Source organism: Pseudonocardia benzenivorans CB1190 (assembly GCF_000196675.2).
In the GTDB taxonomy this organism is placed as follows: Bacteria; Actinomycetota; Actinomycetes; order Mycobacteriales; family Pseudonocardiaceae; genus Pseudonocardia; species Pseudonocardia benzenivorans.
Window position 1 is genome coordinate 594294 of record NC_015312.1, and the last position, 25022, is coordinate 619315.

The window sequence follows — 25022 nt, forward strand, 5'->3', positions numbered from 1 at the left end:
TCAGCGGGGGAGCGCGACCGCGGGCGCCATCTCGAACGCCAGGTGCTCGATCCCGACGGTCACCAGGGGCCGCCGGGGCAGGTCGAGCGCGCGCAGGTCGGCGGCCATCGGATGCCCGTCGCCGATCCGCAGGCCCGCGCTGTGGCCGAGCCGCACGCCCCGCGCCGTGCCGCGCGCGACCGAGCGCAGGACGACGTCGCCGCGGGGCGCGAGCGTCGTCACGCGGGCGGGGAGGGTGAACGGCAGTCGCGGTGACGACGTCCGCAGGGCCGCGTCGAGGACCCGGCCGCTCGCGGCGTCGAGGCGGCACGTCGTCAGGCTCGGCTCCACCGACAGCTCGGCGGTCGCGAGCCATTTCGGCAGCCCCCACAGGGCGCGCCCGGCGGCCATCGTGAACGTCGCGGTGACGGGCAGGTGCAGCACGTGGGCACCGAGCCGCCCGCGACGGCGGACCGGCACCGCGAGCCCGACCTCGTCGTACACCCCCAGGTCGTTCACGCGGTAGCGCACGAATGCGAGCACGGCGAGGGTGCGCCCGGCCGCTGCGGCGACGTCGAGACCCGTCCCGGTGACCAGCGGCCGGACCCGGTCGGCACGCACGGGGTACACCGCGGCCGACGCCGCCGCGTCACGGATGCGGACCGGGAACGTGACCCGGCGCCCCTCGACGATGTGCTCCTGGGTGCTCATCCCGTCGTTCCTACCGGGCGGGTCCTCGCGGGCGGAACCGCGCGGCGGTGACCGGCCCGGCCCGAGCGGGCCGCCGTGCCGGGATCGGCGGGAGATGGCAATCTGTGGTCTCCGGTGTGTCGTCGTTCTCCAGTCGTCGTTCATCCAGGGAGGTGCCGGTGGCCGAGCCGTCGGGCCCACCGGCGAGTGGCGTGCTACCCGACGTCGCGACATTGCACGCGCGGACCGACTGGTCGTCGACCCCGTTGGGGCCGGAGTCCGCCTGGCCCGCGGCGCTGACGCACGCGCTCGCGACGATCCGGTCGTCGCCGCAGCCGATGATCCTCTGCTGGGGCCCGGAGCTGGTCGTCTTCTACAACGACGCGATGGCCGACGGTCTCGGCGACCTGCACCCGGGGGTGTTCGGCAGGCGTGCGGAGGACGTCGCGGACGGGGCCTGGCGCCGCTACGGCCCGACGTTGCGGGCGGTGCTGCGCACCGGGGTCGCCCGGGAACGGCGCGACGACGCGGTGACGGTCCGTCGCGGCGGCCTCGACGAGGAGGTGCTGCGCGACCACGCCTACAGCGCCGTCCGCGACACCGACGGCACGGTGGGCGGGGTCCTCGTCGTCGTCCGCGAGTCCGGCCGCTCGGTGCGGCTGCCCGCGGCGCCCGAGCCGTTCCCCAGCAGCCACGAACGGGTCCTCGTCGCCGAGAGCGACCCGGCGACCCGTGACCACCTGCTGCGGCTGCTCGCCGAGCGCTGGACCGTGCACGCCGTCGCCGACGCGGAGCAGGCGCTCGAGTCGGCCCTGTCGGAGCCGCCGGACCTCGTCGTCGCCAACGTCGCGCTCCCGGGCACCGACGGCATCGGGCTGCTGCGGGCGCTGCGCACCGACGCCCGGACCGCGGGTCTGCCCGTCGTGCTGCTGTCGGCGCAGGCGGGCGAGGAAGCGGCCGTGTCGGGTCTCGCCGCGGGCGCCGACGACTACCTGGTGACGCCGTTCTCCCCGCGGGAGCTGCTGGCCCGCGTCGCCAACCACCTGCACCTCGGCCGCACCCGGCGGGCCGCCGAGCTCCAGTTCCGGGCCACCGCCGACGCCACGCCCGCGCTCATCTGGGTCGACGACGCCGGCGGCCACCGGGTGTTCGTCAACCGTGGCTGGCTGGACTTCACCGGCGTCACCGACCCGGTCACCGAGCTCGCCGACTGGCGCGAACGCATCCACCCCGAGGACCGCGCCCGCCACCGCGCGGTGACGGCCGCCGCGGTGGAGGCGGCCGCGCCGTTCGAGGTCGAGTTCCGGTTGCGGCACCGCGACGGCGGCTACCGCTGGGTGCTCGACCGGGGTGCCCCGATCTCGGCGGGCGACCGCGACACCGGCTACGTCGGCGGCTGCCTGGACATCGACGAGCGGCACCGGGAGCAGCGTCGGCACCGGCTCTACGCCGTCCTGGGCGATGCGCTCGACGCCGAGCTCACCGCGTCCGGACGGTTCGCCGCGCTGGCCCGCTACGTCGTCGCGGAGGGTCTCGCCGACCACGCCAGGGCACACGAGGGCGGCAGCGACGACGCGCTGGTCGTCACGGCCGTCGCCGCCGCCCACCGCGACGCCGAGGCGATGTTGTTCGACCTGGTCAGCTCGCCCGCGCTGCGCCGCGAGACGCTCAGCTCTCACGAAGCCCGGGTGTTCGACCCGCGCGAGCTGTTCGTCGACGACGATCCCGAGCCGATGTGGCGGCGGCTCGGGATGCACTCGGTGCTCGCGGTCCCGCTGACGGCGCGCGGCGGGATGCTGGGGCTGCTCGGCGTCGCCCGCGCGGAGGGCTCGCCCGCGTTCACCGAGGACGACCGCGAGGTCTTCACCGAGATCGGCCGCCGGGCGGGCGTCGCGATCGACAACGCCCGGCTCCTGGAGCTCGAACGGGCGTCGGCGCAACGGCTGGGGCTGCTGCACCGGGCGACCGCCGAGATGTCCGCGGCCGCCACCCCGGCCGAGGTCGCGCGCATCGCCGCCCGGCACATGGAGACGTTGCTGGGCGCCCCCGTCGTCGGCGTCTGGGAGCTGCGCGACGGCCGGCTGGAGGTGCTCACCCGGTCGGGGTGGGGATTGTCGGCGCAGCGGGCCTGGTCGTCGGTCCCGCTGTCGGACTCGGGCGCGGTGTCGCGCGTCGTCGAGTCGGGTGCCCCGATCTGGCTGTCGACCCCCGCCGAGGTGCGGGAACGGTGGCCGCAGCTGGTCGAGGGCCGGCCGGGTGGCTTCGGTGCCGTCGGCCTGCTGCCGCTCGCGGTCGGTCAGCGCAACGTCGGGGTGGTGGCCGTCGCGTTCCGGGAGGCGCGCACCTTCTCGCCGAGCGACCGCGAGGCCGCGACGGCAGTTGCCGAGCTGGCCGCGCAGGCGCTGGACCGCTCGTCGCTGCTGGTGGCCGAGACGGAAGGCAGACGCGTCGCCGAACGGCTCTCCGACGTCGCGACGGCGCTCGCCCGGGCCACCGACCTGCAGTCGGTCGCCGATGTGATCGTCGACCACGGGCTCTCGGCACTCGAGGCCGAGGCGGTCGTCGTCTGCCTGACCGACGAGTCCGATGTCCTGCGCTCGGTGAGCGGGCGTGGCTGGCCCGAGGGTGCCGCGGAGTTCCTCTCGCCGAGCGCCGCGCACCCGCTGGCCGCGTCGGTCCGCTCCGGCGAGCCGATCTGGTCGGTCGACCCGGTCGGGGGGCCCTGGCCCGCGCACACGGCGATCCCCCTGCTCGTCGGCGGCCGGACGATCGGCGTGCTGGGCTTCCGCTTCGCCGACCGGCCCCGGTTCACCCCGGAACGGCGCAGCTTCGTGCTGACGCTGGGCGGGCAGTGCGCGCAGGCCGTCATGCGGGCCCGGCTGCACCAGGCCGAGCACGAGGTCGCGGTGACGCTGCAGCGCAGCCTGCTGCCACAGCGGTTGCCCGAGACCGAGCGGCTCGCGATGGCCACCCGCTACCAGCCCGGGACGGAGGGCACCGAGGCCGGTGGCGACTGGTTCGACGTGCTCGACCTCGGCGACCAACGGTTCGCACTGGTCGTCGGCGACGTCGTGGGCCGGGGGCCGGCGGCGGCCGCGGTGATGGGCCAGCTGCGCAGCGCGCTCGCCGCGAACCTCGTCAACGGCCAGCAGCCCGCCGACGCGCTCGAGCAGCTGGACCTGTTCGCGCGCCGGGTCGAGGGCGCGATGGCGAGCACCGTCGTCTGCGCGACGATCGACTGCCGCACCGGCGACCTCCGCTACGCGTGCGCCGGCCATCCGCCACCGCTCGTCAGCGGCCCCGACGGCGTGCGCCTGCTCGCGGACGGCCGCGGCACCCCGCTCGGCGTCTTCGGCCGTCCGCCCTTCGTCGAGGCCGACGACCGGCTCGACCCCGGCGAGACGATCCTGCTCTGCTCGGACGGCCTGTTCGAACGGCGCAACGAGGTCATCGACGACGGCATGGACCGGCTGGCCGCGGTGTTCGGCGGGCTCGTCGGCACGCGTCCGGAGCCCAGCGCCGACGCGCTGCTCGACCGCATGTCCGAGGGCAGCGCCGTGCCCGACGACACCGCGCTGGTCCTCGCCCGGCTGCTGCCGGCACCGCTGCGCCTCGAGCTGGCGGCCGAGCCGAAGGAGCTGGCCGGGCTGCGCCGGGTCGTGGCGCGGTGGTGCGCCCAGGCCGGGGTCGACGAGGCCGCGTTCACCGATCTGCAGCTCGCGCTGGGGGAGGCGGCGACGAACGCCGTCGAGCACGCCTACCCACCGGGCGCGGGCGGGATCGTCCGGGTCGACCTCGACCTGACGTCCGACGCCACCGTGACCGTCCGGGTCGCCGACGAGGGGAAATGGCGCCCGCCGCCGGCCGATCCCGGCTACCGCGGCCGGGGGCTGGCGCTCATCCGCGAGCTCGCCCGCGACGTCGACGTCGCGGCGGGCCCGGCAGGGACCGTCGTGACGTTCCGGATGCCGCCGGAGCCCGTCGAGGTCCAGGTCGGCGCCGGGGCGCGGCGCGCCTGGTCGCCGCGGGTGCAGCGGGCCCCGGTCCCCGTGCCGCGGATCCGGTCCGGGGCGGGGCCCGTCCACGTCGAGGTGAGCGGCGACCTGGACCTCGCCGGTGTCCAGGAGGTCCGGTCGGAGCTGCTCGAACGCGTCTCGGCCGGAACCCCGCTCGTGCTGGAGCTCGCGGCGGACTGCTACGTCAGCAGCGCGGGCGTCGCGCTGCTGACCGAGCTCACCGAACGCGGCGGGGCCGCCGGTGCGGGCGTGACCGTCGTCAGCCCGGCGGACAGCGCGGCGCGGCGCATCCTGCGGCTGGCCGGCCTCGACGAGGTGATCACCGTCGCCCCGTCCCAGGGGGATCGTGGCGCCGGTCACGGAACGTGATGGTCATGTCGGACATTTCCCATCCGTGGCGGCGCGTCGGTCCCGCGAGCTGGGACGAGGTGGCACTCTCCGTCGTCGCTGTGCTGAACTCCCGGCATGAATCCCGCGGCGTTCCTCGGCCCCATCTGGGGCGACCGCCGCGCGGACTCGTTCGACCAGTGCTGTCGGCGCCGGATCTGATCCCGGCCCCCCGTTCGACCTCCCGCACTGGAGCACGACCGTGTTGCTGCACGCCCCCGGCCCCGCCCTGCCCGCCCGCGCGCTCCCGGGCCCTGCCGGGTACGAGCTCGCCGACCTCACCGCGCTGACCCGCCGCGTCGCCTCCGAGGTGCGCGCCGGGCTGCACGAGGTGCAGATCGACCCGCTGCGCCGCTGGTACCGGCGGCTGCACGGCGACGACTTCGTCGACGTGTGGCTGATCAGCTGGGCGACCGAGCAGGCAGCCGAGCTGCACGACCACGCCGGGTCGCTCGGTGCGCTCACCGTCGTCTCCGGGCGGCTGACCGAGGAGTTCTGGGCCGCGTCGACCGGCGGTCTGCGCTCCCGCACCCTGCACGCCGGGCGGTCGGTCGGCTTCGGGCTCGGGCACGTCCACGAGGTGTCCAACCCTTCGGCCGACGCCGCCGTCAGCGTCCACGCGTACTCTCCGCCCCTGACGGCCATGTCGTACTACGACGTGACGGGCGGGCGGCTGCGGCGCACCCGCTCCGAGCTGACCGAGCCCGGTTCGACCCAGGGGGTGGGATGACCCGCACGATCGACGACGTGCTCGCCGACGCCCGGGCGCGGCTGCGCCGCGTCGGACCGCGGGAGGCCGCCGACCTGCGCGAGCGGGGGGCGATCCTCGTCGACACCCGCCCGCAGTGGCAGCGTGACGCCGAGGGCGCGATCCCGGGCGCTCTCGTCATCGAGCGCAACCACATCGAGTGGCGCCTCGACCCGGCGTCCGACGCCCGCATCCCCGAGGCCACCGATCACGACGTGACGTGGATCGTCTTCTGCTCGGAGGGCTACTCCTCCAGCCTCGCCGCGGCATCGCTGCAGGACCTCGGCCTGCACAACGCCACCGATCTCGACGGCGGCTTCCAGGCGTGGAAGGCCGCGGGACTGCCCGTCAGCTGAACGCGCCGATCCCGGTGACGTCCCGGCCGACGATCAGCGTCTGGATCGTCTCGGTCCCCTCGAAGGTGTGCACGGCCTCGATGTCGGCCCAGTGTCGGGCCACATGGTGCTCCAGGAGGATCCCGTTGCCGCCCAGCAGGTCGCGCGCCTCCGAGAGGATGCGCCTGGCCGCCCGGGTGTTGTTCATCTTGGCCAGGCCCGCGACCGTCGGCGAGAGCCGTCCCGCGTCGGCGAGCCGGCCGATCTGCATGCAGTACAGCTGCATCCCGGTGAGGTCGGCGAGCATGTGCACCAGCCGCTGCTGGACGATCTGGAACGACGCGAGCGGTTTGCCGAACTGGGTGCGCTCCATCGCGTAGCGCAGGGCGGCGTCGTATCCCGCGGTCGCGTGGCCGAGCGCCATCCAGGCGCAGATCCCCCGGGTGTTGGCCAGGACGCGGGCACAGTCGGCGAAGGTGCGCGCCTCGACGAGCCGGTTCTCGTCCGGCACCCGCACACCGGTGAGCGTGATGTCGGCCTGCTGGATCGACCGCAGCGAGAGCTTCCCGGTGATCGCCGTGGCGGCGAATCCCTCGGTGGGCGTCTCGACGACGAAGCCCTGCACCTCGCCGGAGTCGGTGTCCCGGGCCCAGACGACGACCACGTCCGCGATCGTGGCGTTGCCGATCCAGCGCTTGCGGCCGTCGAGCACCCAGTGGTCGCCGTCGCGGCGCGCGGAGGTCTCCAGCGCGACGGAGTCCGATCCGTGGTCGGGCTCGGTCAGCGCGAAGGCCCCGATCCTGTCCATCGTGGACATCGACGGCAGCCAGCGCTCCCGCTGCTCCGCCGACCCGCACATCGCGATCGCCTGCATCGCCAGGCCCGCGTGCACGCCGAGGAACGTCCCGAGCGACCCGTCGCCGCGGTGCAGCTCCATGTGGACGAGCCCGCACGCCGTCGGGCTCATGCCCGCGGCCCCGTACCCCTGGATGTCCTCCCCGACGATCCTCAGCTCGGGCAGCCTGCGGATCAGCTTCCACGGCAGCTCCGCGCGCTCCCAGAGGTCCCCGACCCCGGGCAGCACCTCCGTGTCGACGAACGTGCGGGTCGTCGCGAAGCGGTCCCACTGCTCGGCGGTGAACTGCTCGCGCACCGAGAAGAAGTCGGTCCCCAGCGCCTCGCCCAGGTGCGCGTACTCGGCCATCCGGAAAGGCTCGCACAGTGCGGGGCTGTCCGCGCGGTGATGCCGCTGGTTCACTGCCACAGTGGACCGGCCCAACTTCCTCGCGGACGAGCGTCATGGGCCGTTGCCCGCCATGCTGCTCGTCCTGACGTTCGTCTCCGGCCTGATCGACGCGATCAGCATCCTCGCCCTCGGCCGGGTGTTCGTCGCGAACATGACCGGCAACGTCGTCTTCATCGGGTTCGCCATCGCCGGGGCCCCCGGCTTCTCGCTGCGCAACTCGGCCTGCGCGCTGGCCGGCTTCGTCGTCGGGGCTGTGCTCGCGGGCCGACTGGTCGACCGGTGGGGCCGGAGCCGGCCGCTCCTGCTGCGCAACGCGGTCGCCGTGGAGAGCCTGCTCATCGGCGTGTGCCTGGTCATCTCGCTCTTCGTGCACCTGCGCGAGGACGGCCCCGTCGCCGGGACGATCGTCGTCGGGATCGCGGCGATCGCCATGGCGGTGCAGAACGTCACCGCCCGTCGGATGGCCGTCCCCGACATGATGACGACGCTGCTGACGATGACGCTCATCGGCATCACCGCCGACCACGACAAGTTCGCCGAGTCCGGGCTGCGCCGGCTGGTGGTGATGGCGACGATGTTCCTCGGCGCCACCGTCGGGGCGCTGCTGGTCCTGCACGCGACCGTGCGCCTCGCGCTGGCCGTCGTCCTGGTCCTGCTGCTCGCCGTGTGCGTGGCGGCCGCGGTCTCCGCCCGCGAGGAGGCACCCTGGCAGGCGTGACCCGGGTCGATCCCCCGTCGAGCCCAGCGGACGGCCGGGCCGGGATCAGGCGGGGACGTCGTCGAGGGCGCGCTGGATGCGCTTGATCGAGACGGGACGGCGCGTCCGCATGGGGTGTGCGTAGAGCGAGATGCGCAGCTCCTCGATCATCCAGCGCACCTCCTGCAGCTCGGGCGGCGGGTCGGTGCCCGCGGGGAGGCCGGCGAGGTCGGCGTCGTACTCGTCGGCGACCACCCGGACCTCGGCGGTCCAGGCGGCGTCGCGGGCGGGGTCGACGCGCAGCTTCTCCAGCCGCACCGCGATGCCCTGGACATAGCGGGCCACGTCGGCCAGCCGGGTGGGCCCCGCGGCCGTGACGAACCCCGGCCCGGTGAGCTCGGCCAGCTGGGCGCGGACGTCGGCCACCCCCGCCGCGAGCGGCGGCGCGGTCATGTCGGCGAGCATCGCCTGCACCCGGTGCCAGTGGTCGAGCACGACGCGGACCGCGTCGAGGGTCTTGACCGTCGTCCCGGCCAGATGGGCCCGCAGGATGGTCCGGAGCCGGTCGTACCCGGCCTCGTCGAAGACGGGTCCGCCGGCGCGGGCGACCAGGTGGTCGGCGGCGGCGGTGACGCAGTCGTCGAGCAGCGCGGGGACGCTGCCGTGGGGGTTGCGCGACAGCGTGAGCCTGGCGGCGTTGTCGAGCTCGCGGGTCACCTGCCGCACCGGTGACGGGGTCTCCGACAGCAGCAGCCGGCGCAGCCCGCGGCGGTGCGCGGCGTCGCGCTCGGCGACGGTCGCGAAGACCCGGACGTCGACGCTCGCGCCGCGGTCGACGAGCCCCGGATACCCGGTGACGACGTTGCGCCCCCGGCGGATCGCCAGCTCGCGAGGCAGGTCGCCGATCGACCACGTCGTCAGTCCGGTCCGTTCGACGCCGGCGCCCGCGGCGGCGATCTCCTCGCGGACCTTGGGGGCCAATCGGTCGCGCAGCGCGTCGAGGTCGGTACCCCGGGCCAGCTCGGCGCCGTTCTCGTCGATCACCCGGAAAGTGACGGTGAGGTGGTCGGGGAGGCGGTCGAGCTCCCAGGCGTCGCGCGGGATCGTGATGCCGCGCATGCGACCCAGCTCGCGTTCCAGCCCGTCGAGCAGGGGCTCGTCGCCGACCTGCAGTCGGGCCAGCACGGCGCGGGCGTGGTCGGGCGCCGGCGCGAACTGGCGACGCAGGGTGCGCGGCAGTGTCTTGATGAGCGCGGTCACGAGCTCCTCGCGCAGCCCCGGCACCTGCCAGGTGAACGGCGTCGGGTCGATCTGCTGGAGGGCGGCGACGGGCACGTCGACGGTCACGCCGTCGTCGTGGCGCCCCGGCTCGAAGGCGTAGGAGAGCGGCAGGGTGAGCCCGCCCGCCTCGACGTGGTCCGGGTAGGCGGCACGGTCGACCTCGGCGGCGGTCGACGTCGCCAGGAACTCGGGGGTGAAGTCGAGCAGGTGCGGGTCGCGGCGCGACTCGCGCTTCCACCACGCGTCGAAGTGCCTGCCCGACACGACCTTGGACGGGACCCTCGCGTCGTAGAACGCGACGAGCACCTCCTCGTCGACGACGAGGTCGCGGCGGCGGGCGCGGTGCTCGAGGTCCTCGGCGTCGTCGAGCAGCTCGCGGTTGGCGCGGAAGAACCGGTGCCGCGTCTCCCAGTCGCCCTCGACGAGCGCGTGCCGGATGAACAGGTCGCGCGCGAGCTCGGGGTCGATGCGGCCGAGGTCGACGGTCCGGTTCGCGACGACGGGGATGCCGTGCAGGGTCACCCGTTCGGTCGCGACGGCCGAGCCGCGCTTGCGCGACCAGTGCGGCTCGGAATGCGTCTTCTTGACGAGATGTCCGGCGAGCGGCTCGATCCACTCGGGCTTGATGGGGGCGACGGTCCGCGCCCACAGCCGCGAGGTCTCGACGAGCTCGGCGGCCATCACCCAGCGCGGGTTCTTGCGCGCCAACGCCGATCCGGGCCAGATCGCGAACTTGGCCCCGCGCGCGCCGAGGTACTCCCGCTGCGCGCGGCGGTCCCGCCCGTTGCCGGCCTTCTCGTTGCCGGCCTTCTCGTCGACGGGGTCGAGCATGCCGACCTGGGAGAGCAGCCCGGAGAGCACGGCGGTGTGGATGCGGTCGGCCGCGGCGGGCCAGTCGTCGTCGCCCTCCGTCGGCGCCATCCCGGCCGAGCGTGCGGCCTGGCGCAGCTGGCCGTGCAGGTCCCACCATTCGCGCACCCGCAGGTAGTGCAGGAACTCCTCGCGCAGCCGACGACGGAACCGATTGCCCGACAAGGCCTCCCGCTGCTCGGCGAGGTAGTCCCACAACCGCAGGAACGCGAGGAAGTCGGAGCCGTCGGCGGCGAAGCGGGCGTGCGCGGCATCGGCGGCCTGGCGCTGCTCGGTGGGCCGCTCACGCGGGTCCTGCACCGACAGTGCGGCGGCGATGACGAGTACCTCGCGCAGACAGCCCGCGCGGTGCGCCTCGACGAGCATCCGGCCCAGCCGTGGGTCGACGGGCAAGCGGGACAACGACTGCCCGATCGACGTCAGGGACCGCCGGCCGGGTTCGAGGGCGCCGAGCTCGTGCAGCAGCGCCAGACCGTCGGCGACCGAGCGCGGGTCGGGGGGCTCGACGAAGGGGAAGTCGGCGATCTCGCCCAGGTCGAGTGCGATCATCTGCAGCACCACGGACGCGAGGTTGGTGCGCAGGATCTCCGGGTCGGTGAACTCGGGGCGCGCGTCGAAGTCGTCCTCGGAGTACAGCCGGATGCAGATGCCGTCGGACGTGCGGCCGCAACGGCCTGCGCGCTGGTTGGCCGAGGCCTGCGACACCTTCTCGATCGGCAGCCGCTGCACCTTGAGCCGCCGCGAGTACCGCGAGATGCGGGCCGTGCCCGTGTCGATCACGTACCTGATGCCGGGGACCGTCAGCGACGTCTCGGCGACGTTGGTGGCGAGCACGATCCGGTTGCCCGGGTGCGGGGCGAAGACGCGGTGCTGCTCGGCCGTCGTGAGGCGGGCGTAGAGCGGCAGGATCTCGGTGTTGCGCAAGGAGAGCGCGGCCAGCGCCTGCTCGGTGTCGCGGATCTCGCGTTCGCCGGGCAGGAAGACGAGGATGTCGCCGGGGCCCTCGCGCTGCAGCTCGGCGACGGCGTCGCCGATCGCGTCGAGCTCCTCGCGGTCGGGATCGGCGTCCGGGTCGTCGGGGTCGACGACGGGCCGGTAGCGGATCTCGACCGGATAGGAGCGGCCGGAGACCTCGACGATCGGGGCCGGCTCGCCGTCGGCGGCGAAGTGCCGGGCGAAGCGCTCCGGGTCGATCGTCGCCGACGTGATGATGACCTTGAGGTCCGGACGCTGCGGGAGCAGCCGTGTGAGGTAGCCGAGGATGAAGTCGATGTTGAGGCTGCGCTCGTGCGCCTCGTCGATGATCAGCGTGTCGTAGCGGCGCAGCATGCGGTCGCCCGCCAGCTCGGCGAGCAGGATGCCGTCGGTCATGAGCTTGACCATCGTGCGGTCGCCGACCTGGTCGGTGAACCGCACCTTCCAGCCGACGACGTCGCCCAGCTCGGTGCCCAGCTCCTCGGCGATGCGGGCGGCGACGGTGCGCGCGGCCAGCCGCCGCGGCTGGGTGTGACCGATCATCCCGGTGACGCCGCGGCCCAGCTCGAGGCAGATCTTGGGGAGCTGCGTGGTCTTCCCGGAGCCGGTCTCGCCGGCGACGATCACGACCTGGTGGTCGCGGATGGCGGCGGCGATGTCGTCGCGCCGGGCGCTGACCGGCAGCGCCTCGGGGTAGACGATCCGCGGCACGGCGGCGCGTCGGCGTTCGAGGCGGTGCTCGGCGGTCGCGACCGAGTGCGCGACGGCCTCCTGCGCCGTCCCGTTCCCGGAGCGGCGGGCGCCGGCCAGCCTGCGGCCGAGGCGGTGCGAGTCGTCGGGCGGGAGGGCCCGGATGCGGTCCTCGAGATCGGCGAGGACCTCGTCGGGGAGCGGCGGCGCGGTCGGCTCGCCCGTACGGGCGGACCGGTTGCGCCCCTGCGCGGGGGACGCCGTCGGTGCGGCGCCCCGGGCGGGGTCGCCGGAGGGTGTGTCGGCGGGGCCGGGCGCGTTGCCCCCGGAGGGTGCGCTCCGGCCCCGGGACCCGCGGCGGCGCGGACGCCGGGCGCGGGTCGGGCGGCCGTCCCCTGGGGGGCCGGACTCGGTGTCCGGAGGGACGGCGGGACCGTGGGGGTCACCGGCGGGACGCTCGCGGCGCGCGTCGGTGGCTCGGGTGGAGGACATCGTGGGAAAAGTGTGCCTGGTCGTGCGGGTCAGGCCGAGCGGAGGGCGGGTGTGATCTCCTCGGCGACGGGCACGTCGGCGGCCGGGTGCTCGACGAGTGCCAGCACGCGGTTGGCCAGGAAGCGGGCCGTGCGGACGGTGGTGCCGCCGCGTGTGACCTCGCTGACCTCGACGACGCCCCGGCCGTGGACGGTCTCGACCCGGCGCCCGGCACGCGTCGCCACGACGTCGTAGGTGCGGGTGGTGCCGCTCCCCGCGTCGATGACGATCTCTACCCGGTCGCCCTTCATGCCGTCCTTCTCACGTACGTCGGGAGGTGTGGGACGTCCGAACCGGGTGCCGGTCGCCTCTCGGCGCGCAGGCCGCTCTCGGCGGCGGTTCTCATGTGGGACCCGGGGACACGGTGTCACCCGATCCGGACGCTTCCTACAACCCTCCTGCCCGCCGGATTGTTCCCGGTGGGGGAGGGTGTCCGAACCGGACGCCGGTCGCCTCGCGGCGAGTGGCGCACCACGGCTCCAGCCTGACGGTATTCCGTGGCGGCGGTTGTTTTCGAGGCCCGGGGACTCGGCTCGCCCGGCTCGGACAGCCTGGTCAACACGACGGTCCGCGCGTTCATTCCCGGGCGGCAGCCCGATCCGGGGTCGGTCGGTCCGGGGTCAGTCGGAGGACGAGCTCGACGACCCGGAGTCCGACGAGCTCGACCCGGAGTCCGACCAGCTCGACCCGGAGTCCGACGACGACCACGAGCCGGGATCGTGCGAGTGCGAGTACCCGTGGGAGTGCGAATGGCCGTGGTGGTCGGACGAGGACGGCGGCCACGGGGACCCGGCCGGGTGGTGCGGGTCGTGGTGGGGCTGCCCGGAGTGGTCCCACGTCGGGCGCCCCGGCGCGAACGTGTCGAAGGCGTCGTCCCAGTCGGCGGGGCCGGACCCGGACCAGCCGGGGTCCTCTTCCTCACCGGCCACCCGGTAGCGCCCCTGCAGGCGGGCCGCCGCGGCCTCGCGCAGCATCCGGCTGCCCTGCAGCACCACCGTCACGACGATCGTCATGATCAATAACGGGATGGCGACGAGCAGCCCCGGCCAGCCGATGGCCAGGTAGAGCACCACGCAGATCGCGACGTCGCCGAGGATCAGCAGCGGGAGGACGAATCGGGGCACGGCGTCAGCCTTCCGTGATCGGGGTGGACGAGGTCGTGCCGAGGTCGTGTCGGGGCCGCGGGCGACGGACGCGCGCCGTCGTCGTGGAGCGCCCGTCGGGAATCTAGCGAGACCGCGCCCGACGCTGCAGCGGGGTCGGCCGGCGCGCGCAGATCAGTCCAGTGCCGAGAGCACCCCGTCGGTGTAGGGCGTCCACGCCTCGACGGCCCACGGGCCGAAGTCGCGGTCGGTCAGCACGACGCACGCCGCGCCGGCGTCCCGGTCGACCCACAGGAACGTGCCCGACTGCCCGAAGTGCCCGAACGTCGCGGGCGAGCTGCCCGTGCCCGTCCAGTGCGGCGACTTCCGCCCGCGGATCTCGAACCCGAGCCCCCAGTCGTTGGGCTTCTGCCGGCCGTAGCCGGGCAGGACGCCGTCGAGACCCGGGAACGCGACCTCGGTCGCGGAGGCGAACGTCGATCCCGCGACGAGCGTCGGTGCCTGGAGCTCGGCGGCGAACCGGGCGAGGTCGTCGACGGTGGAGACGGCCCCGGACCCGGGATGCCCCTCCAACCGGGTGCCACCGAGGCCCAGCGGCACACAGACCGCCTCGTGCAGGTAGTCGGCGAACGGGATGCCGCTCGCCGCCGTGATCGTCTCGGCGAGGACGGCGAAGCCGGTGTTGGAGTAGATGCGTCGGGCCCCGGGTGCCGCCTGGACGGCGTCGGAGTCGAACGCCAGCCCCGACGCGTGCGCGGCGAGGTGCCGGACCGTCGAGCCCTCTGGGCCGGCCGGCTGGTCCCACTCGACGGCGCCCTCCTCGACGGCGACGAGCGTCGCGTAGGCGGTGAGGAGCTTGGTCACCGACGCGAGCCGGAACGACCGGCCGGTCTCGCCCGCCGTCGCGAGCGTCGAGCCGTCGGCCGCGACGACCGCCGCCGCGGCGTGCCCGACGGGCCAGTCGAGCACCGCACCGACCGATTTCCGCAGATCCGCCACCCGGCCATCCTCTCCCGGTGGCCGCGTCCGGCGCCGCGCGGGGATACTCCGTCGCCGTGACCGGGATCCGGATCGGGACGTCGGGCTGGCGCTACCCGCCGTGGCGCGGCGTCTTCTATCCCGAGGGTCTCGCCCAGCGCCGGGAGCTGGAGTACCTGTCGCGGGCGGTGTCGAGCATCGAGATCAACGGCTCGTTCTACTCGCTGCAGCGTCCGGAGAGCTACCGGCTGTGGGCCGCGCAGACCCCCGACGACTTCGTGTTCTCGGTCAAGGGCCCACGGTTCGTGACGCACATGAAGCAGCTGCGCGACCCCGAGGTCGTGCTCGCGAACTTCTTCGCGTCGGGCCTGCTCGCATTGGGCCCGAAGCTCGGGCCGGTCCTGTGGCAGCTGCCGCCGCGGATGCGGTGGGACCGCGAGCGCGTCGAGACGTTCCTGCGGTGCCTGCCGCGGAGCACCGCCGAGGCGGCGGCGCTCGCCGAGAAGCACGACGAGCGGCTCGACGGCCGCGCCCTGACCAGCACCGACGCCGACCGGCCCGTCCGGCACGCGCTGGAGGTGCGGCACCCGAGCTTCGCCGACCCGGCCGTCGTCGCGCTGTTGCGGGAGCTCGACGTCGCGCTCGTCGTCGCCGACACGGCGGGGACGTGGCCGCATCTGGAGGACATGACCGCCGGGTTCGCCTACGTCCGGCTGCACGGCGACGTCGAGCTGTACGCGAGCGGGTACTCCGACGCCGCGCTGGACTCGTGGGCGGCACGGATCCGGCGGTGGGCGGCAGGGGAGTCGCCGACGGGGGAGTTCACGGTGGCGCCGCCGATGGCACCGGTGCCCGGCCGCGACGTGTACGTCTACTTCGACAACGACATGAAGGTGCACGCCCCGCGGGACGCGATCGCCCTGGCGGCGAGGCTCAACTGACGGCGGCCGCGAGCCGCGCCTCCCGGCTCACCCGGTGCGCCACCAGCATCCGCCGGCCGAGGATCATCGCCGCCGCCGCGACGACCATCGTCCCCGCGCCGACGGCCCAGGCCGCCCCGAAACCGCTGTGCGTCGCGAGGAACCCGAAGACGACGGGGCCGAGGAACGCCCCCGCGTAGACGCCGACCTGCACGACCGACGTCGCCGCCGCGGGTGCGGCCGGGTTGAGCCGGACGACGGCGAACTGCAGCAGCCCGGGCCACGCCCAGCCGAGCCCGAACGCCAGTACCGTGCCGAGCACCAGCGGCACCGGCCCCGGGACCGCCAGCAGTCCGAGCCCGATCGCGCCCAGCGCCATGCTGGCCGCGACGACGGCGATGTGCCCGCCCGTCCGACGGTCGGCGAGCCAGCCGTGCAGCAGCCGAAGCACGAGCCCGACGACGCTACCCATGGTGAGCACCAGGCCGGCGAGGCCCGGGTCCACGCCCTGGTCGACGGCCGAGGCCACCAGGAACACCCCCAGCGCGCCCGCCGCTGCCGCGCCCAGCCCGGCGCCCGCGCCGATGACGGCGAGCGCGCCGGTCGCGCGGTCGGCCGGATCGACCTTCGTGCGGACGTAGGGCTCCCGGCTCCGCGGCGTCAGCGGCAGGGCGAGCAGCGCCAGCCCGGCGCCCATGACGAACGCCCAGCGCCAGCCGAGCGTCAGCGCGATCGCGGGCACGGCGAGGCCGGAGAGCAGCGTCGCGGCCGGGACGGACGACTGTTTGAACCCAAAGGACAGGCCGAGCCGCCGCTCCGGCACGAACCGGGCCAGCGTCAGGTTCGACGACAGCTGCCCCATGACATTGCACCAGCAGCTGCACAGCAGCAGGGCCACCAGCAGGCCGTAGGACCGGGCGCCGAACCCGACCGCGAGCATCAGCGTCGCGGCGCCGACGACGGCGATGCGGCTCGTCGCCGTCGGGCCGAACCGCTCCACCAGCCAGCCGACCGGCAGCGACGCCACCGCGCTCGCCCCGAAGTAGAGCGCGACGACCAGGCCGAGGCCCGCCGGGTCGAAGCCCAGCTCACCGGAGATCTGGACGGCCAGCGCACCGGTCAGGAAGACGGGCAGCACCGACGCCGTCGAGACCGCGACGGCTCCGACGACCGCCCGGCGCGCGCCCAGTTCCCCACCCACGCTGAGCAACGCTAACCGGATCGGGCGGCGTTTGTCCCAGATGTGTGGTGCATCCGCGGACGACCGGATACCGACCGACCGGTCAGCCCTTGATCCGGCTCCCGTGCCCGGCCCACTCCTTCTCGCGCAGCTCGAACTTCTGCACCTTGCCCGTCGAGGTCTTGGGCAGCTCGTCGACGATCTCGACGTCGCGGGGCGCCTTGTAGCGCGCGATCTTCGACTTCACGTGCTCGATGACCTCGTCCGGCGTGGTCTGCTGCCCGCCCTTCAGCACGACGAACGCCTTCGGCCGCTCGCCCCACTGCTCGTCGGGCACGCCGACGACGGCCGCCTCCAGCACCGCCGGGTGCGACACGACGGCCTGCTCGACCTCGACCGTCGAGATGTTCTCGCCGCCGGAGATGACGACGTCCTTCGCCCGGTCCCGCAGCTCGACGTAGCCGTCGGGATGCACGACGCCCAGGTCGCCGGAGTGGAACCAGCCGCCTGCGAACGCCTTCTCGGTGCCCTCCGGGTCGTCGTAGTAGCCGGCCATGACGTTGTTGCCGCGCATGACGATCTCGCCCATCGTCGCGCCGTCGCGCGGCACGTCGACCATGTGCTCGTCCACGACGCGCAGCGCGTCCGTCTGGATCATGCCGACGCCCTGGCGGGCCTGCAGGGCCGCGCGCTCCTCGGCGTCGAGCTCGTCCCACGCGCGCTGGTACTGGTTGACCGAGTACGGGCCGTAGGTCTCGGTGAGCCCGTAGACGTGGACGATGCGGAAGCCCATCCGTTCCATCTGCAGGATCGTCGTCGGCGACGGCGGGGCGCCCGCGGTGGTGATCACCAGCTGGTAGTCGAGCTTCACCGCCTCGGCCGCGTTCATGATCGTGGTGACGACGGTGGGCGCGCCGTTGAGGTGCGTGACGCCGTGCTCGCTGATCAGCTTCCAGATGACATCACCCCGGACCTCGCGCAGGCAGACGTGGGTGCCGCCGATCCCGGTGACCGCCCACGGGGTGCACCAGCCGTTGCAGTGGAACATCGGCAGCGTCCACAGGTAGACGGTGTCGGGCGTGTGCGCGGAGTGCACGACCTCGCCGAACGAGTTCAGGTACGCGCCGCGGTGGGTGTACTGCACGCCCTTGGGGCGGCCCGTCGTCCCCGAGGTGTAGTTGATCGAGATCGCCCGGTTCTCGTCGTCGACCTCCCAGGGCAGGGGGTCGTCGGAGCCACGGGCGAGCAGGTCGCCGTAGGTGGTGCCACTGCCGATGCCGTCGCCGGGGCTCGCCGGGTCGACGACGGTGATGATCTCCTCGACCGTCGCCAGCTCTCCCACGAGGGGGGCGACCACCGGGTACAGCGCCGCGTCGACGACCAGCACCTTCGACCCGGAGTGGTCGAGGATGTAGCGGACCTCCTCGGTCGACAACCGGGTGTTGATCGCGACGAGGACGGCACCCGCGAGCGGCACGGCGAAGTGCGCGACGAGCATCTCCGGCACATTGGGCAGCAGGTAGGCGACCCGGTCGCCGGCCTGCACGCCCGAGCCGCGCAACGCGTGCGCCACCCGCGTCGTCTCCGCGGCGAACTGCGCGTAGGTGTACCTGCGCTCGCCGGCGACGATCGCCGTCTTCCCCGGGTAGACCTCCGACGAGCGGCGCAGGAACGCCAACGGGGTCAGTTCGGTGTGTCCGACGGTCATCGACGGCCTCCAGTCACGACGTGCGATCCGTCGCGATCCTGACCCGCGTCGCGCCGCCCGGCAAGGCCGGGCCCGGCCTCAGTCCTCCTCGATGCGGATGGCCGCCTTCGGGCAGCTCCGCACGGCCTCCTCGACCTTGGGGCGCAGCTCCTCGGCGGGGTGCTCGTCGAGGATGTAGAGGAAGTCGTCCTCCCGTACCTCGAAGACCTCGGGCGCGATGCCCATGCAGACGGCGTTGCTCTCGCACAGATCAAAGTCCACGACGACCTTCATGGCCGACATCGTGCGCCCTGCCACGACGGCCGCGGGAGTGAGGTCAGCCTCACACCAGGCACGCCTGCCCTGTGCGGCGTCCCGCGCGGCTCGCGACCGGCCGCCTGCTCACGGGGCGGGCGCGGCGGGTGCAGCCGGACCGGACCGCTCGGGAGTGTGCGGCGTGGGCGTGGCGGGTGTGGGCGCGGAGACGGAACCGGCGTGGGGACAGCCGGATCGGGCGCACGACGGCGTGGACCTGCCCTCGGCGGCGCCGGCGATCGTCAGGGTGAGGACGACACCGAGCAGTCCGGCGAGGGCCGCGGCACGGGGGAGCGCGGGCGCGGGCATCGGGGTACAGCCTTCCGGTGGACGGACGCGATCCCGTAGGGGCCCGGGACCGTGCCTGCCCATCCGTGTCGGCCCGGTGCGCCGTTACCGGATCCGGAGAATTGCGCCGGACGCCGAGCAACTCGGCGGCGTCCGGCGCATTCTCCGTTAGTCCTTGCGGAGGATCGGTCGCAGCGCGTCGAGCACCTCGGCGCTCTCGATGGTGCTGGGGACCGGCTCGTCGTTGCCGTCCGCGATGCCGCGCATCGTCTTGCGCAGGATCTTTCCCGAGCGGGTCTTGGGCAGCGCCGCGACGACGGCGACGTCCTTGAGCGAGGCGACCGCCCCGATCTGGTCGCGCACCAGCTGCACCAGTTCGGCGCGCAGGGTGTCCTCGTAGCCCTCGGCGGCGCCGTCGACACCCGCCTTGAGTACGACGAACCCGCGCGGGATCTGGCCCTTCATCGAGTCGGCCACGCCGATGACCGCGCACTCGGCGACGTCGGGGTGGCTCGCGAGGACCTCCTCCATCGAGCCCGTGGACAGCCGGTGGCCCGCGACGTTGATGACGTCGTCGGTGCGGCCCATGACGTAGACGTAGCCGTCCTCGTCGATGTTGCCGCCGTCGCCGGTGAGGTAGTAGCCGTCGAACGCGGCCATGTACGAGCGGACGAAGCGCTCGTCGTCGTTCCACAGCGTCGGCAGCGCGCCCGGCGGCATCGGCAGCTTGACCACGATGGCGCCGTCCGTGCCGGCCTCGACTGGCTTGCCTGCGATGTCGAGGACCTGCACGTCCCAGCCGGGCAGCGGGCGGGTCGGCGAGCCGGGCTTGATCGGCAGCAGCTCGATGCCCGCCGGGTTGGCGACGATCGGCCACCCCGTCTCCGTCTGCCACCAGTGGTCGATCACGGGGATGCCGAGGGTGTCCGACGCCCAGTGGTAGGTCTCGGGGTCGAGACGCTCGCCGGCGAGGAAGAGGTACTTCAGGCTGGAGACGTCGTGGTCGCGCAGGTGCTCGGCCTTCGGGTCCTCCTTCTTGATCGCCCGGAACGCCGTCGGGGCGGTGAACAGGCTCTTCACCCCGTGGTCGGCGACGACCCGCCAGAACTGGCCCGCGTCGGGGGTGCCGACGGGCTTGCCCTCGTAGAGGATCGTCGTGGCCCCGGCCAGCAGCGGCGCGTAGACGATGTAGGAGTGCCCGACGACCCAGCCGACGTCGGACGCGGTGAAGATCGTCTCGCCGGCGCCGACGTCGTAGACGTTGGGCATCGACCAGGCCAGCGCGACCGCGTAGCCGCCGCCGTCGCGCACGACGCCCTTCGGCTTCCCGGTCGTGCCCGAGGTGTAGAGGATGTAGAGCGGATCGGTCGCCTTGACCGGCACCGGATCGGCGGGGGTGGCACCGGCCATCGCCTCGACCCAGTCGACGTCCGCGTCGCCCATCGCCGCGGCGGCCTGCGGGCGCTGCAGGATCACCTGCCTGTCGGGCTTGTGCGCGGCCAGCTCGATGGCCTTGTCCAGCAGCGGCTTGTACTCGATGACCCGCTTGCCCTCGATGCCGCACGACGCGGACACGACGACCTTCGGGGTGGCGTCGTCGATGCGGACGGCCAGCTCCTTGGGCGCGAACCCGCCGAAGACGACCGAGTGCACGGCGCCGATCCGGGCGCACGCCAGCATCGCGACGGCGGCCTCGGGGACCATCGGCATGTAGATGACGACGCGGTCGCCGACGCCCACGCCCAGCCCGGCGAGGACCCCGGCGAAGCGCGCGACCTCGTCGCGCAGCTCGGCGTAGGTGTAGCTCCGCTGCGACTGCGTGACGGGCGAGTCGTAGATCAGCGCGGCCTGGTCGCCCCGGCCCGCGTCGACGTGGCGGTCCAGCGCGTTGTACGCGACGTTGAGCTCCCCGTCGGGGAACCACCGGTAGAAGGGCGGGTTGGACGAGTCGAGTGCCGTCGTCGGCGCCGTGTGCCAGTCCAGCGCCGCCGCCGCGTCGAGCCAGAACCGCTCGGGGTCCTCGACGCTGGCCCGGAAGATGTCGTCGTAAGCGCCCACCGGCGGTCCTCCTCGACTCACTCGCAGTTCCGTGCAGACCCTAGTCGCGCGACCGCTCCGAGGCCGCCTCTGCCTGATCGTCGGATCAGGAGAGCCATCACTGAGGGTCATCACTCGAACGGATCACTCACTCCACCGAGGGATCTCTCGTTGCTGGACTCGTAACGGTTCGCGCAGCACTCGAAGGGGTGACGGTCGAGGGTCACGACGGGTCCGGGCACGGCGATAGGCCGGCAGGACGTCCCGCACTCGCGGGACGTGGGCGACGAGGAGACGACGTTGGGTGCGAGGGTTCGGGACCTCACGGCCCGCAGACGCGTCGTCGCCGCGATCGCCGTGCTCGTCACCGTCGTGGCAGGGGTCGTCGTCGCCGGGACCGTGCGTGGGACGGCCTCGGCCGAGGCCGGGCAGGTTCCGGCCGGCGACCCGGCCTGCGGCCCCGCCTGGGTCACGGCCTGGCAGACCAGCCCGCAGCCGGGCCCGGAGGCCGCTGCCGCCGGTGGCCGCTTCGGTGGCCGCACGCTTCGGATGGTGCTGCGCCCGCAGTCGACCGGCTCGGAGATCCGGGTCCGGTTGTCCAACCGCTACGGGCAGGTCCCGCTCGTGGTGGCCGCGGCGTCCGCGGCCACGACGGGAACGGGCGCGGGAACGCGTGGTGGCGCCCCGCGGCCGGTCCTGTTCGACGGACGCGCCGAGGTGACGATCCCTGCTGGGGCGGAGATCGTCAGCGATCCGGTGCCGTTCGTCGCGCAGGCGGGCCTGCCCGTCTCGGTCAGCGTCTTCCTCCCGCAGGAGCCCGATCGGGTGGCCACCCATCCGCTGGCACTGCAGACCTCGTGGGTCAGCGCCCCCGGCAACCACGTCGACTCGACGTCCGGCGCCGCGTTCGGCACGCCCGTGACCGCCTGGTTCGTCGTGACGGGTCTCGACGTGCTCGTGCCCCGCGCCGAGCACGCCGTCGTGCTGGTCGGGGACTCGATCACCGACGGCCTCGGCAGCGACCCCGACGAGAACGACCGCTGGTCCGACGCTCTGTCCGCCCGGCTCGCCACCGAGGTCGGCGCCGCGCAGATGTCCGTGCTCAACGCCGGCATCTCGGGCAACCAGTTGCTCGCCGACGCGTTCGGCGTCGGCGACTCGCCCGCGACCCGCTTCCGGTTCGACGTCGCCGCCGCGGCGGGGGTCACCGACGTCGTGCTGCACATCGGTACCAACGACATCGCCGAGGGCCGCGCCGCCGACCAGATCGAGGCCGGGCTCGTCCGCTTCGCCGACCAGGCCCGGGCGGCCGGCCTCCGCGTCTTCCTGACGACGATCACGCCCTCCCGCACCGGCCCGCGCGGGACGGCGGCCGGGCAGGCGACGCGTACCGCCGTCAACGCCTGGGTGCTCGGCCAGGGCCCCGCGCACTCCGACGGCGTCTTCGACTTCGCCGCCGCCGTCGCCGACCCCGCCCGGCCCGATCGGCTCGCCCCCGCCTACGACTCCGGAGACGGTCTGCACCTGTCCGCCGCCGGGTACCGCGCCCTCGCCGGCGCCGTGCGGACCGACGCCCTGGCGGGAAGCCCCTGCCTGGCCGGCGACGGCGCGTCCTCGGTCGTGGTCTCGGGCGGCCGCTGAGCCCTCTGCTTTCCCCGAGCCTCCGCCCCTCGCCGAGCCCTCTGCCCCTCGCCGAGCCCTCTGCCCCTCGCCCGGTCCTCCGCCCTCGCCCGGTCCCGCCCGCACCGTGCCGGCCGAGCGCAACCTGACGGTCGTCGGCGAGCTGATCGGGAGCGCTCAGGTTGCCCGTCGAGTGTCGGGCGCAACCTGAGGGTCGTCGGCGAGCCGGTCGGGAGCGCTCAGGTTGCGCGTCGGATGTCGGGCGCAACCTCATGGTCGTCGACGGGGGCGATCTGCAGCGGTGGGGTTGCGACCGGTGGGCGACGGTCGTCAGGGCTTGCGGCGGCGGAACCGGGGACGCCGGGCCGGCTCGTCGCGGACCCGCTCGAGCGGGCCCGTCGGCATGTCCTCGCGGTCCAGGCGCTCGATCACCCAGTCGAGTGCGAGCGAGCCCGGGGAGACGCCGCGTTCCTCCGCCACCCGCCGCAGCTGCTCGACCCTCAGTGGTGGCAGCCTCAGCTGGAAGACCTGCGCGGTGCCGAAGCGTCCCGTCGACTCCAGCGGGCCGTCGGGGTCCGGGGCGAGCGCCGCGAGGTAGGAGTCGAGCTCGGGATCGTGCGCGGGCAGGGCGTCGCCCGACCGCGGGGGACGTCCGCCGGAGGCGCGGCTCCGACCGGCCCGCAGGGCCGTGCGGTCGGCTGTCCGGTCGTTCGCGCGGGTCGTCCCGGGCGGGACGCGGTGGCGTGGCCGTGCGGGGCGGGACCCGTCGTCAGGAACACCGTCGGCGGCCATGCGCGCAGCCTAGGTCCGGCCCGCCCCGGCCGGGGGGTCAGTCCGCGAGCGTGTAGCCCGCCTCGGTGACCGCGCCGCGGATCTCGTCGAGCGGCAGCTCGCGGTCGCTGCTGATGGTGACCAGGCCGGTGGACAGGTCGACCTCGACGTCGCGCACGCCGGCCAGCTCACCGACCTCCTCGCGGACCGACGCCGTGCAGTGCCCGCAGGTCATCCCGGAGACGATGACGTCGGTGCGGAACGGGGTCTCGATGCTCATTGGTCCTCGCTCTTCCTGGGTCTTTCCGAATGCCGTCGCCGCCGCGACCGGATGGGTGTCCGTGCGTCAGGACCGGACGAGCCGGGCGATCGCGGCGGCGGCCTCCTGGACCTTCGCCTCGCCCTCCTCGTCGCCGGCCCGGGCCGCATCGACCAGGCATCCCGACATGTGCTCGGTGAGCAGCTCGAGCGCGAACGACTGCAACGCCCTGGTGGCGGCGGACACCTGGGTCAGCACGTCGATGCAGTAGGTGTCCTCGGCGACCATCCGCTGCAGGCCGCGGACCTGGCCCTCCACGCGACGCAGTCGTCGCAGGTGGGCCTCGCGGTTGTCGGTGTACGAGGGCATGGCGACCTCCCGGCTGCTCCGTTTCGAGCATACGGGGTGGGGGTACGCGCCCGCCGCCGAGCCGGTGTGGCTCGTGACGCACCGTCGATCGTCTCCCTCACCCGGGCAGCGGCATGCGTCGGCAGCCTGCCATCGGTAACGTCTTGGTCACGGCCACGGGGGTGGTCGCCAGGTGCCGATACGGGGGGCGTTCCCGGCCCGGTCCTGCCGGTGTGCCCGGCGGAGGCGGGGGCGGGTGCACGTGCGCCCGCCGCGCAGCGCCGGGACCAGGCGCGACGGAACGGGGAGACGTCGATGACCATCGGTAGCGCTCGACGGGAGTTCGGGGACGTCAGGCAGGGTGCGTCGGGAGCGATCCCCGGCCCGCGCACCGCCGCCGACGCCTACCGCGTCTCCGACGACCAGGTCCAGAAGGCAAGACTCGTCGTCGCCGAGAACTCGGAGGACTCCGAGGACCTCCGGCTGCTGCTCGACATGCTCGGCCTGATCTCGTCCAATCCGGACCAGCCGCCGCCGGTCAGCCGCTGACGGCCCGCCGGCCCCCCGTACGGCTCCTGAGCAGCCCGAACGGGCTGGAGGGGGGTGGGTGAAAAGGGGCGTGGGGGGCTGTCATATGCTTTCGTCGCTCCCAACGGACAGCCGTTGGAGGTCAGGACGCCGCCAGCGGAGTCCAGCCCCCATCGTCTAGCGGCCTAGGACTCCGCCCTTTCAAGGCGGCAGCGCGGGTTCGAATCCCGTTGGGGGTACGGTAGTCGCAGTACGTAAGGCCCAGTGGCGCAGTTGGTTAGCGCGTCGCCCTGTCACGGCGAAGGTCGCGGGTTCGAGTCCCGTCTGGGTCGCTTCACTCTCCGGTTCCCGGCTTTGCCGGCGGCCAGGCCAGGTAGCTCAGTTGGTACGAGCGTCCGCCTGAAAAGCGGAAGGTCGGCGGTTCGACCCCGCCCCTGGCCACACTTTCTCCCCGCGTCACCCTGTGCGGCTTCGGTCACGCGTTCGTCGCGGACCGGCTCCTTCCCGGCGTGGTTGCATTCGTCGCCGCGCGGACGAGGTCGA

20 protein-coding genes and 3 tRNA genes are annotated in these 25022 nt (G+C 73.8%); 10 read left to right on the forward strand and 13 right to left on the reverse strand.

Translation table 11 applies throughout. From position 1 onward, the window contains the following. The gene (locus tag PSED_RS02825) at positions 1 to 690 is read right to left on the reverse strand and encodes an acetoacetate decarboxylase family protein (RefSeq protein WP_013672752.1); all 690 of its coding nucleotides are present in this window, start codon (positions 688 to 690) and stop codon (positions 1 to 3) included. Between the two features lie 158 nt (positions 691 to 848). Between PSED_RS02825 and PSED_RS02830 the strand changes: the two genes are divergently transcribed. The 3 genes from PSED_RS02830 to PSED_RS02840 all read left to right on the forward strand — a co-directional run bounded on the left by PSED_RS02830 (position 849) and on the right by PSED_RS02840 (position 6176). After that, a complete protein-coding gene (locus PSED_RS02830) occupies positions 849 to 5054 on the forward strand; it encodes a SpoIIE family protein phosphatase (RefSeq protein ID WP_013672753.1) in 4206 nt (1401 codons plus the stop codon). A 220-nt stretch (positions 5055 to 5274) separates the two neighbouring features. Then, positions 5275 to 5802, forward strand: coding sequence for a cysteine dioxygenase (locus tag PSED_RS02835; protein ID WP_013672754.1), 528 nt, complete (start codon positions 5275 to 5277; stop codon positions 5800 to 5802). After that, on the forward strand, positions 5799 to 6176 hold the full coding sequence (locus PSED_RS02840) for a rhodanese-like domain-containing protein (RefSeq protein WP_013672755.1): 378 nt from the start codon (positions 5799 to 5801) through the stop codon (positions 6174 to 6176). Before PSED_RS02835 ends, PSED_RS02840 begins: the two co-directional genes overlap by 4 nt. Here PSED_RS02840 and PSED_RS02845 read toward each other — a convergent pair. Then, complete coding sequence (locus PSED_RS02845) at positions 6169 to 7359, reverse strand: acyl-CoA dehydrogenase family protein (RefSeq protein WP_013672756.1); 1191 nt, start codon at positions 7357 to 7359, stop codon at positions 6169 to 6171. The genes PSED_RS02840 and PSED_RS02845 overlap by 8 nt on opposite strands. 61 nt (positions 7360 to 7420) lie before the next feature. On the opposite strand from PSED_RS02845, the gene PSED_RS02850 reads away from it, so the two are divergent. Next, positions 7421 to 8119, forward strand: coding sequence for a YoaK family protein (locus PSED_RS02850; RefSeq protein ID WP_013672757.1), 699 nt, complete (start codon positions 7421 to 7423; stop codon positions 8117 to 8119). Positions 8120 to 8164: 45 nt separating this feature from the next. On the opposite strand, the gene hrpA is transcribed toward PSED_RS02850, so the two are convergent. From hrpA to PSED_RS02870, 4 genes are all read right to left on the reverse strand, one after another. Then, complete coding sequence (gene hrpA, locus PSED_RS02855) at positions 8165 to 12406, reverse strand: ATP-dependent RNA helicase HrpA (RefSeq protein WP_013672758.1); 4242 nt, start codon at positions 12404 to 12406, stop codon at positions 8165 to 8167. A gap of 29 nt (positions 12407 to 12435) precedes the next feature. Next, positions 12436 to 12696: a DUF8836 family protein gene (locus PSED_RS02860; RefSeq protein WP_013672759.1), complete on the reverse strand. Its 261-nt coding sequence runs from the start codon at positions 12694 to 12696 to the stop codon at positions 12436 to 12438. A gap of 369 nt (positions 12697 to 13065) precedes the next feature. Then, on the reverse strand, positions 13066 to 13569 hold the full coding sequence (locus tag PSED_RS02865; RefSeq protein ID WP_013672760.1) for a hypothetical protein: 504 nt from the start codon (positions 13567 to 13569) through the stop codon (positions 13066 to 13068). Positions 13570 to 13722: 153 nt separating this feature from the next. Next, the gene (locus PSED_RS02870; RefSeq protein WP_013672761.1) at positions 13723 to 14547 is read right to left on the reverse strand and encodes a serine hydrolase domain-containing protein; all 825 of its coding nucleotides are present in this window, start codon (positions 14545 to 14547) and stop codon (positions 13723 to 13725) included. 17 nt (positions 14548 to 14564) lie between these two features. Between PSED_RS02870 and PSED_RS02875 the strand changes: the two genes are divergently transcribed. After that, complete coding sequence (locus PSED_RS02875; RefSeq protein ID WP_013672762.1) at positions 14565 to 15467, forward strand: DUF72 domain-containing protein; 903 nt, start codon at positions 14565 to 14567, stop codon at positions 15465 to 15467. Here PSED_RS02875 and PSED_RS02880 read toward each other — a convergent pair. From PSED_RS02880 to PSED_RS02895, 4 genes are all read right to left on the reverse strand, one after another. Continuing rightward, positions 15460 to 16647, reverse strand: coding sequence for an MFS transporter (locus tag PSED_RS02880; protein WP_013672763.1), 1188 nt, complete (start codon positions 16645 to 16647; stop codon positions 15460 to 15462). The two genes, PSED_RS02875 and PSED_RS02880, sit on opposite strands and share 8 nt — an antisense overlap. 82 nt (positions 16648 to 16729) lie before the next feature. Further along, positions 16730 to 18334, reverse strand: a complete 1605-nt coding sequence (locus tag PSED_RS02885; RefSeq protein WP_013672764.1) for an acyl--CoA ligase family protein — start codon at positions 18332 to 18334, stop codon at positions 16730 to 16732. A gap of 78 nt (positions 18335 to 18412) precedes the next feature. Next, the gene (locus PSED_RS35245) at positions 18413 to 18607 is read right to left on the reverse strand and encodes a ferredoxin (protein WP_041759223.1); all 195 of its coding nucleotides are present in this window, start codon (positions 18605 to 18607) and stop codon (positions 18413 to 18415) included. Between the two features lie 477 nt (positions 18608 to 19084). Further along, positions 19085 to 20974 (reverse strand): propionyl-CoA synthetase, encoded by a 1890-nt coding sequence (locus tag PSED_RS02895; protein ID WP_013672767.1) that lies wholly within the window; start codon positions 20972 to 20974, stop codon positions 19085 to 19087. Positions 20975 to 21253: 279 nt separating this feature from the next. Between PSED_RS02895 and PSED_RS02900 the strand changes: the two genes are divergently transcribed. Next, the gene (locus PSED_RS02900) at positions 21254 to 22594 is read left to right on the forward strand and encodes a GDSL-type esterase/lipase family protein (protein WP_013672768.1); all 1341 of its coding nucleotides are present in this window, start codon (positions 21254 to 21256) and stop codon (positions 22592 to 22594) included. Positions 22595 to 22903: 309 nt separating this feature from the next. On the opposite strand, the gene PSED_RS02905 is transcribed toward PSED_RS02900, so the two are convergent. The 3 genes from PSED_RS02905 to PSED_RS02915 form a co-directional block, all read right to left on the reverse strand. Beyond that, complete coding sequence (locus tag PSED_RS02905; protein ID WP_013672769.1) at positions 22904 to 23365, reverse strand: hypothetical protein; 462 nt, start codon at positions 23363 to 23365, stop codon at positions 22904 to 22906. A 37-nt stretch (positions 23366 to 23402) separates the two neighbouring features. After that, the gene (locus tag PSED_RS02910) at positions 23403 to 23624 is read right to left on the reverse strand and encodes a heavy-metal-associated domain-containing protein (RefSeq protein ID WP_013672770.1); all 222 of its coding nucleotides are present in this window, start codon (positions 23622 to 23624) and stop codon (positions 23403 to 23405) included. A gap of 66 nt (positions 23625 to 23690) precedes the next feature. Beyond that, positions 23691 to 23972 (reverse strand): metal-sensitive transcriptional regulator, encoded by a 282-nt coding sequence (locus PSED_RS02915; RefSeq protein ID WP_013672771.1) that lies wholly within the window; start codon positions 23970 to 23972, stop codon positions 23691 to 23693. 294 nt (positions 23973 to 24266) lie between these two features. On the opposite strand from PSED_RS02915, the gene PSED_RS02920 reads away from it, so the two are divergent. The 4 genes from PSED_RS02920 to PSED_RS02935 all read left to right on the forward strand — a co-directional run bounded on the left by PSED_RS02920 (position 24267) and on the right by PSED_RS02935 (position 24920). Beyond that, complete coding sequence (locus PSED_RS02920) at positions 24267 to 24500, forward strand: hypothetical protein (protein ID WP_013672772.1); 234 nt, start codon at positions 24267 to 24269, stop codon at positions 24498 to 24500. A 145-nt stretch (positions 24501 to 24645) separates the two neighbouring features. Next, a tRNA-Glu gene (locus PSED_RS02925) sits at positions 24646 to 24718 on the forward strand. Positions 24719 to 24737: 19 nt separating this feature from the next. After that, positions 24738 to 24811: transfer RNA gene (locus PSED_RS02930), tRNA-Asp, on the forward strand. Positions 24812 to 24846: 35 nt separating this feature from the next. Next, positions 24847 to 24920: transfer RNA gene (locus tag PSED_RS02935), tRNA-Phe, on the forward strand. Positions 24921 to 25022: the final 102 nt, after the last annotated feature.

Coding starts and splice junctions, on each gene's coding strand:
- PSED_RS02860 (WP_013672759.1), bottom strand. CDS start 12,696: ATGAAGGGCGACCGGGTAGAGATCGTCATCGACGCGGGGAGCGGCACC.
- PSED_RS02845 (WP_013672756.1), bottom strand. CDS start 7,359: ATGGCCGAGTACGCGCACCTGGGCGAGGCGCTGGGGACCGACTTCTTC.
- PSED_RS02825 (WP_013672752.1), bottom strand. CDS start 690: ATGAGCACCCAGGAGCACATCGTCGAGGGGCGCCGGGTCACGTTCCCG.
- PSED_RS02920 (WP_013672772.1), top strand. CDS start 24,267: ATGACCATCGGTAGCGCTCGACGGGAGTTCGGGGACGTCAGGCAGGGT.
- hrpA (WP_013672758.1), bottom strand. CDS start 12,406: ATGTCCTCCACCCGAGCCACCGACGCGCGCCGCGAGCGTCCCGCCGGT.
- PSED_RS35245 (WP_041759223.1), bottom strand. CDS start 18,607: ATGAAGGTCGTCGTGGACTTTGATCTGTGCGAGAGCAACGCCGTCTGC.
- PSED_RS02840 (WP_013672755.1), top strand. CDS start 5,799: ATGACCCGCACGATCGACGACGTGCTCGCCGACGCCCGGGCGCGGCTG.
- PSED_RS02910 (WP_013672770.1), bottom strand. CDS start 23,624: ATGAGCATCGAGACCCCGTTCCGCACCGACGTCATCGTCTCCGGGATG.
- PSED_RS02885 (WP_013672764.1), bottom strand. CDS start 18,334: ATGACCGTCGGACACACCGAACTGACCCCGTTGGCGTTCCTGCGCCGC.
- PSED_RS02905 (WP_013672769.1), bottom strand. CDS start 23,365: ATGGCCGCCGACGGTGTTCCTGACGACGGGTCCCGCCCCGCACGGCCA.
- PSED_RS02915 (WP_013672771.1), bottom strand. CDS start 23,972: ATGCCCTCGTACACCGACAACCGCGAGGCCCACCTGCGACGACTGCGT.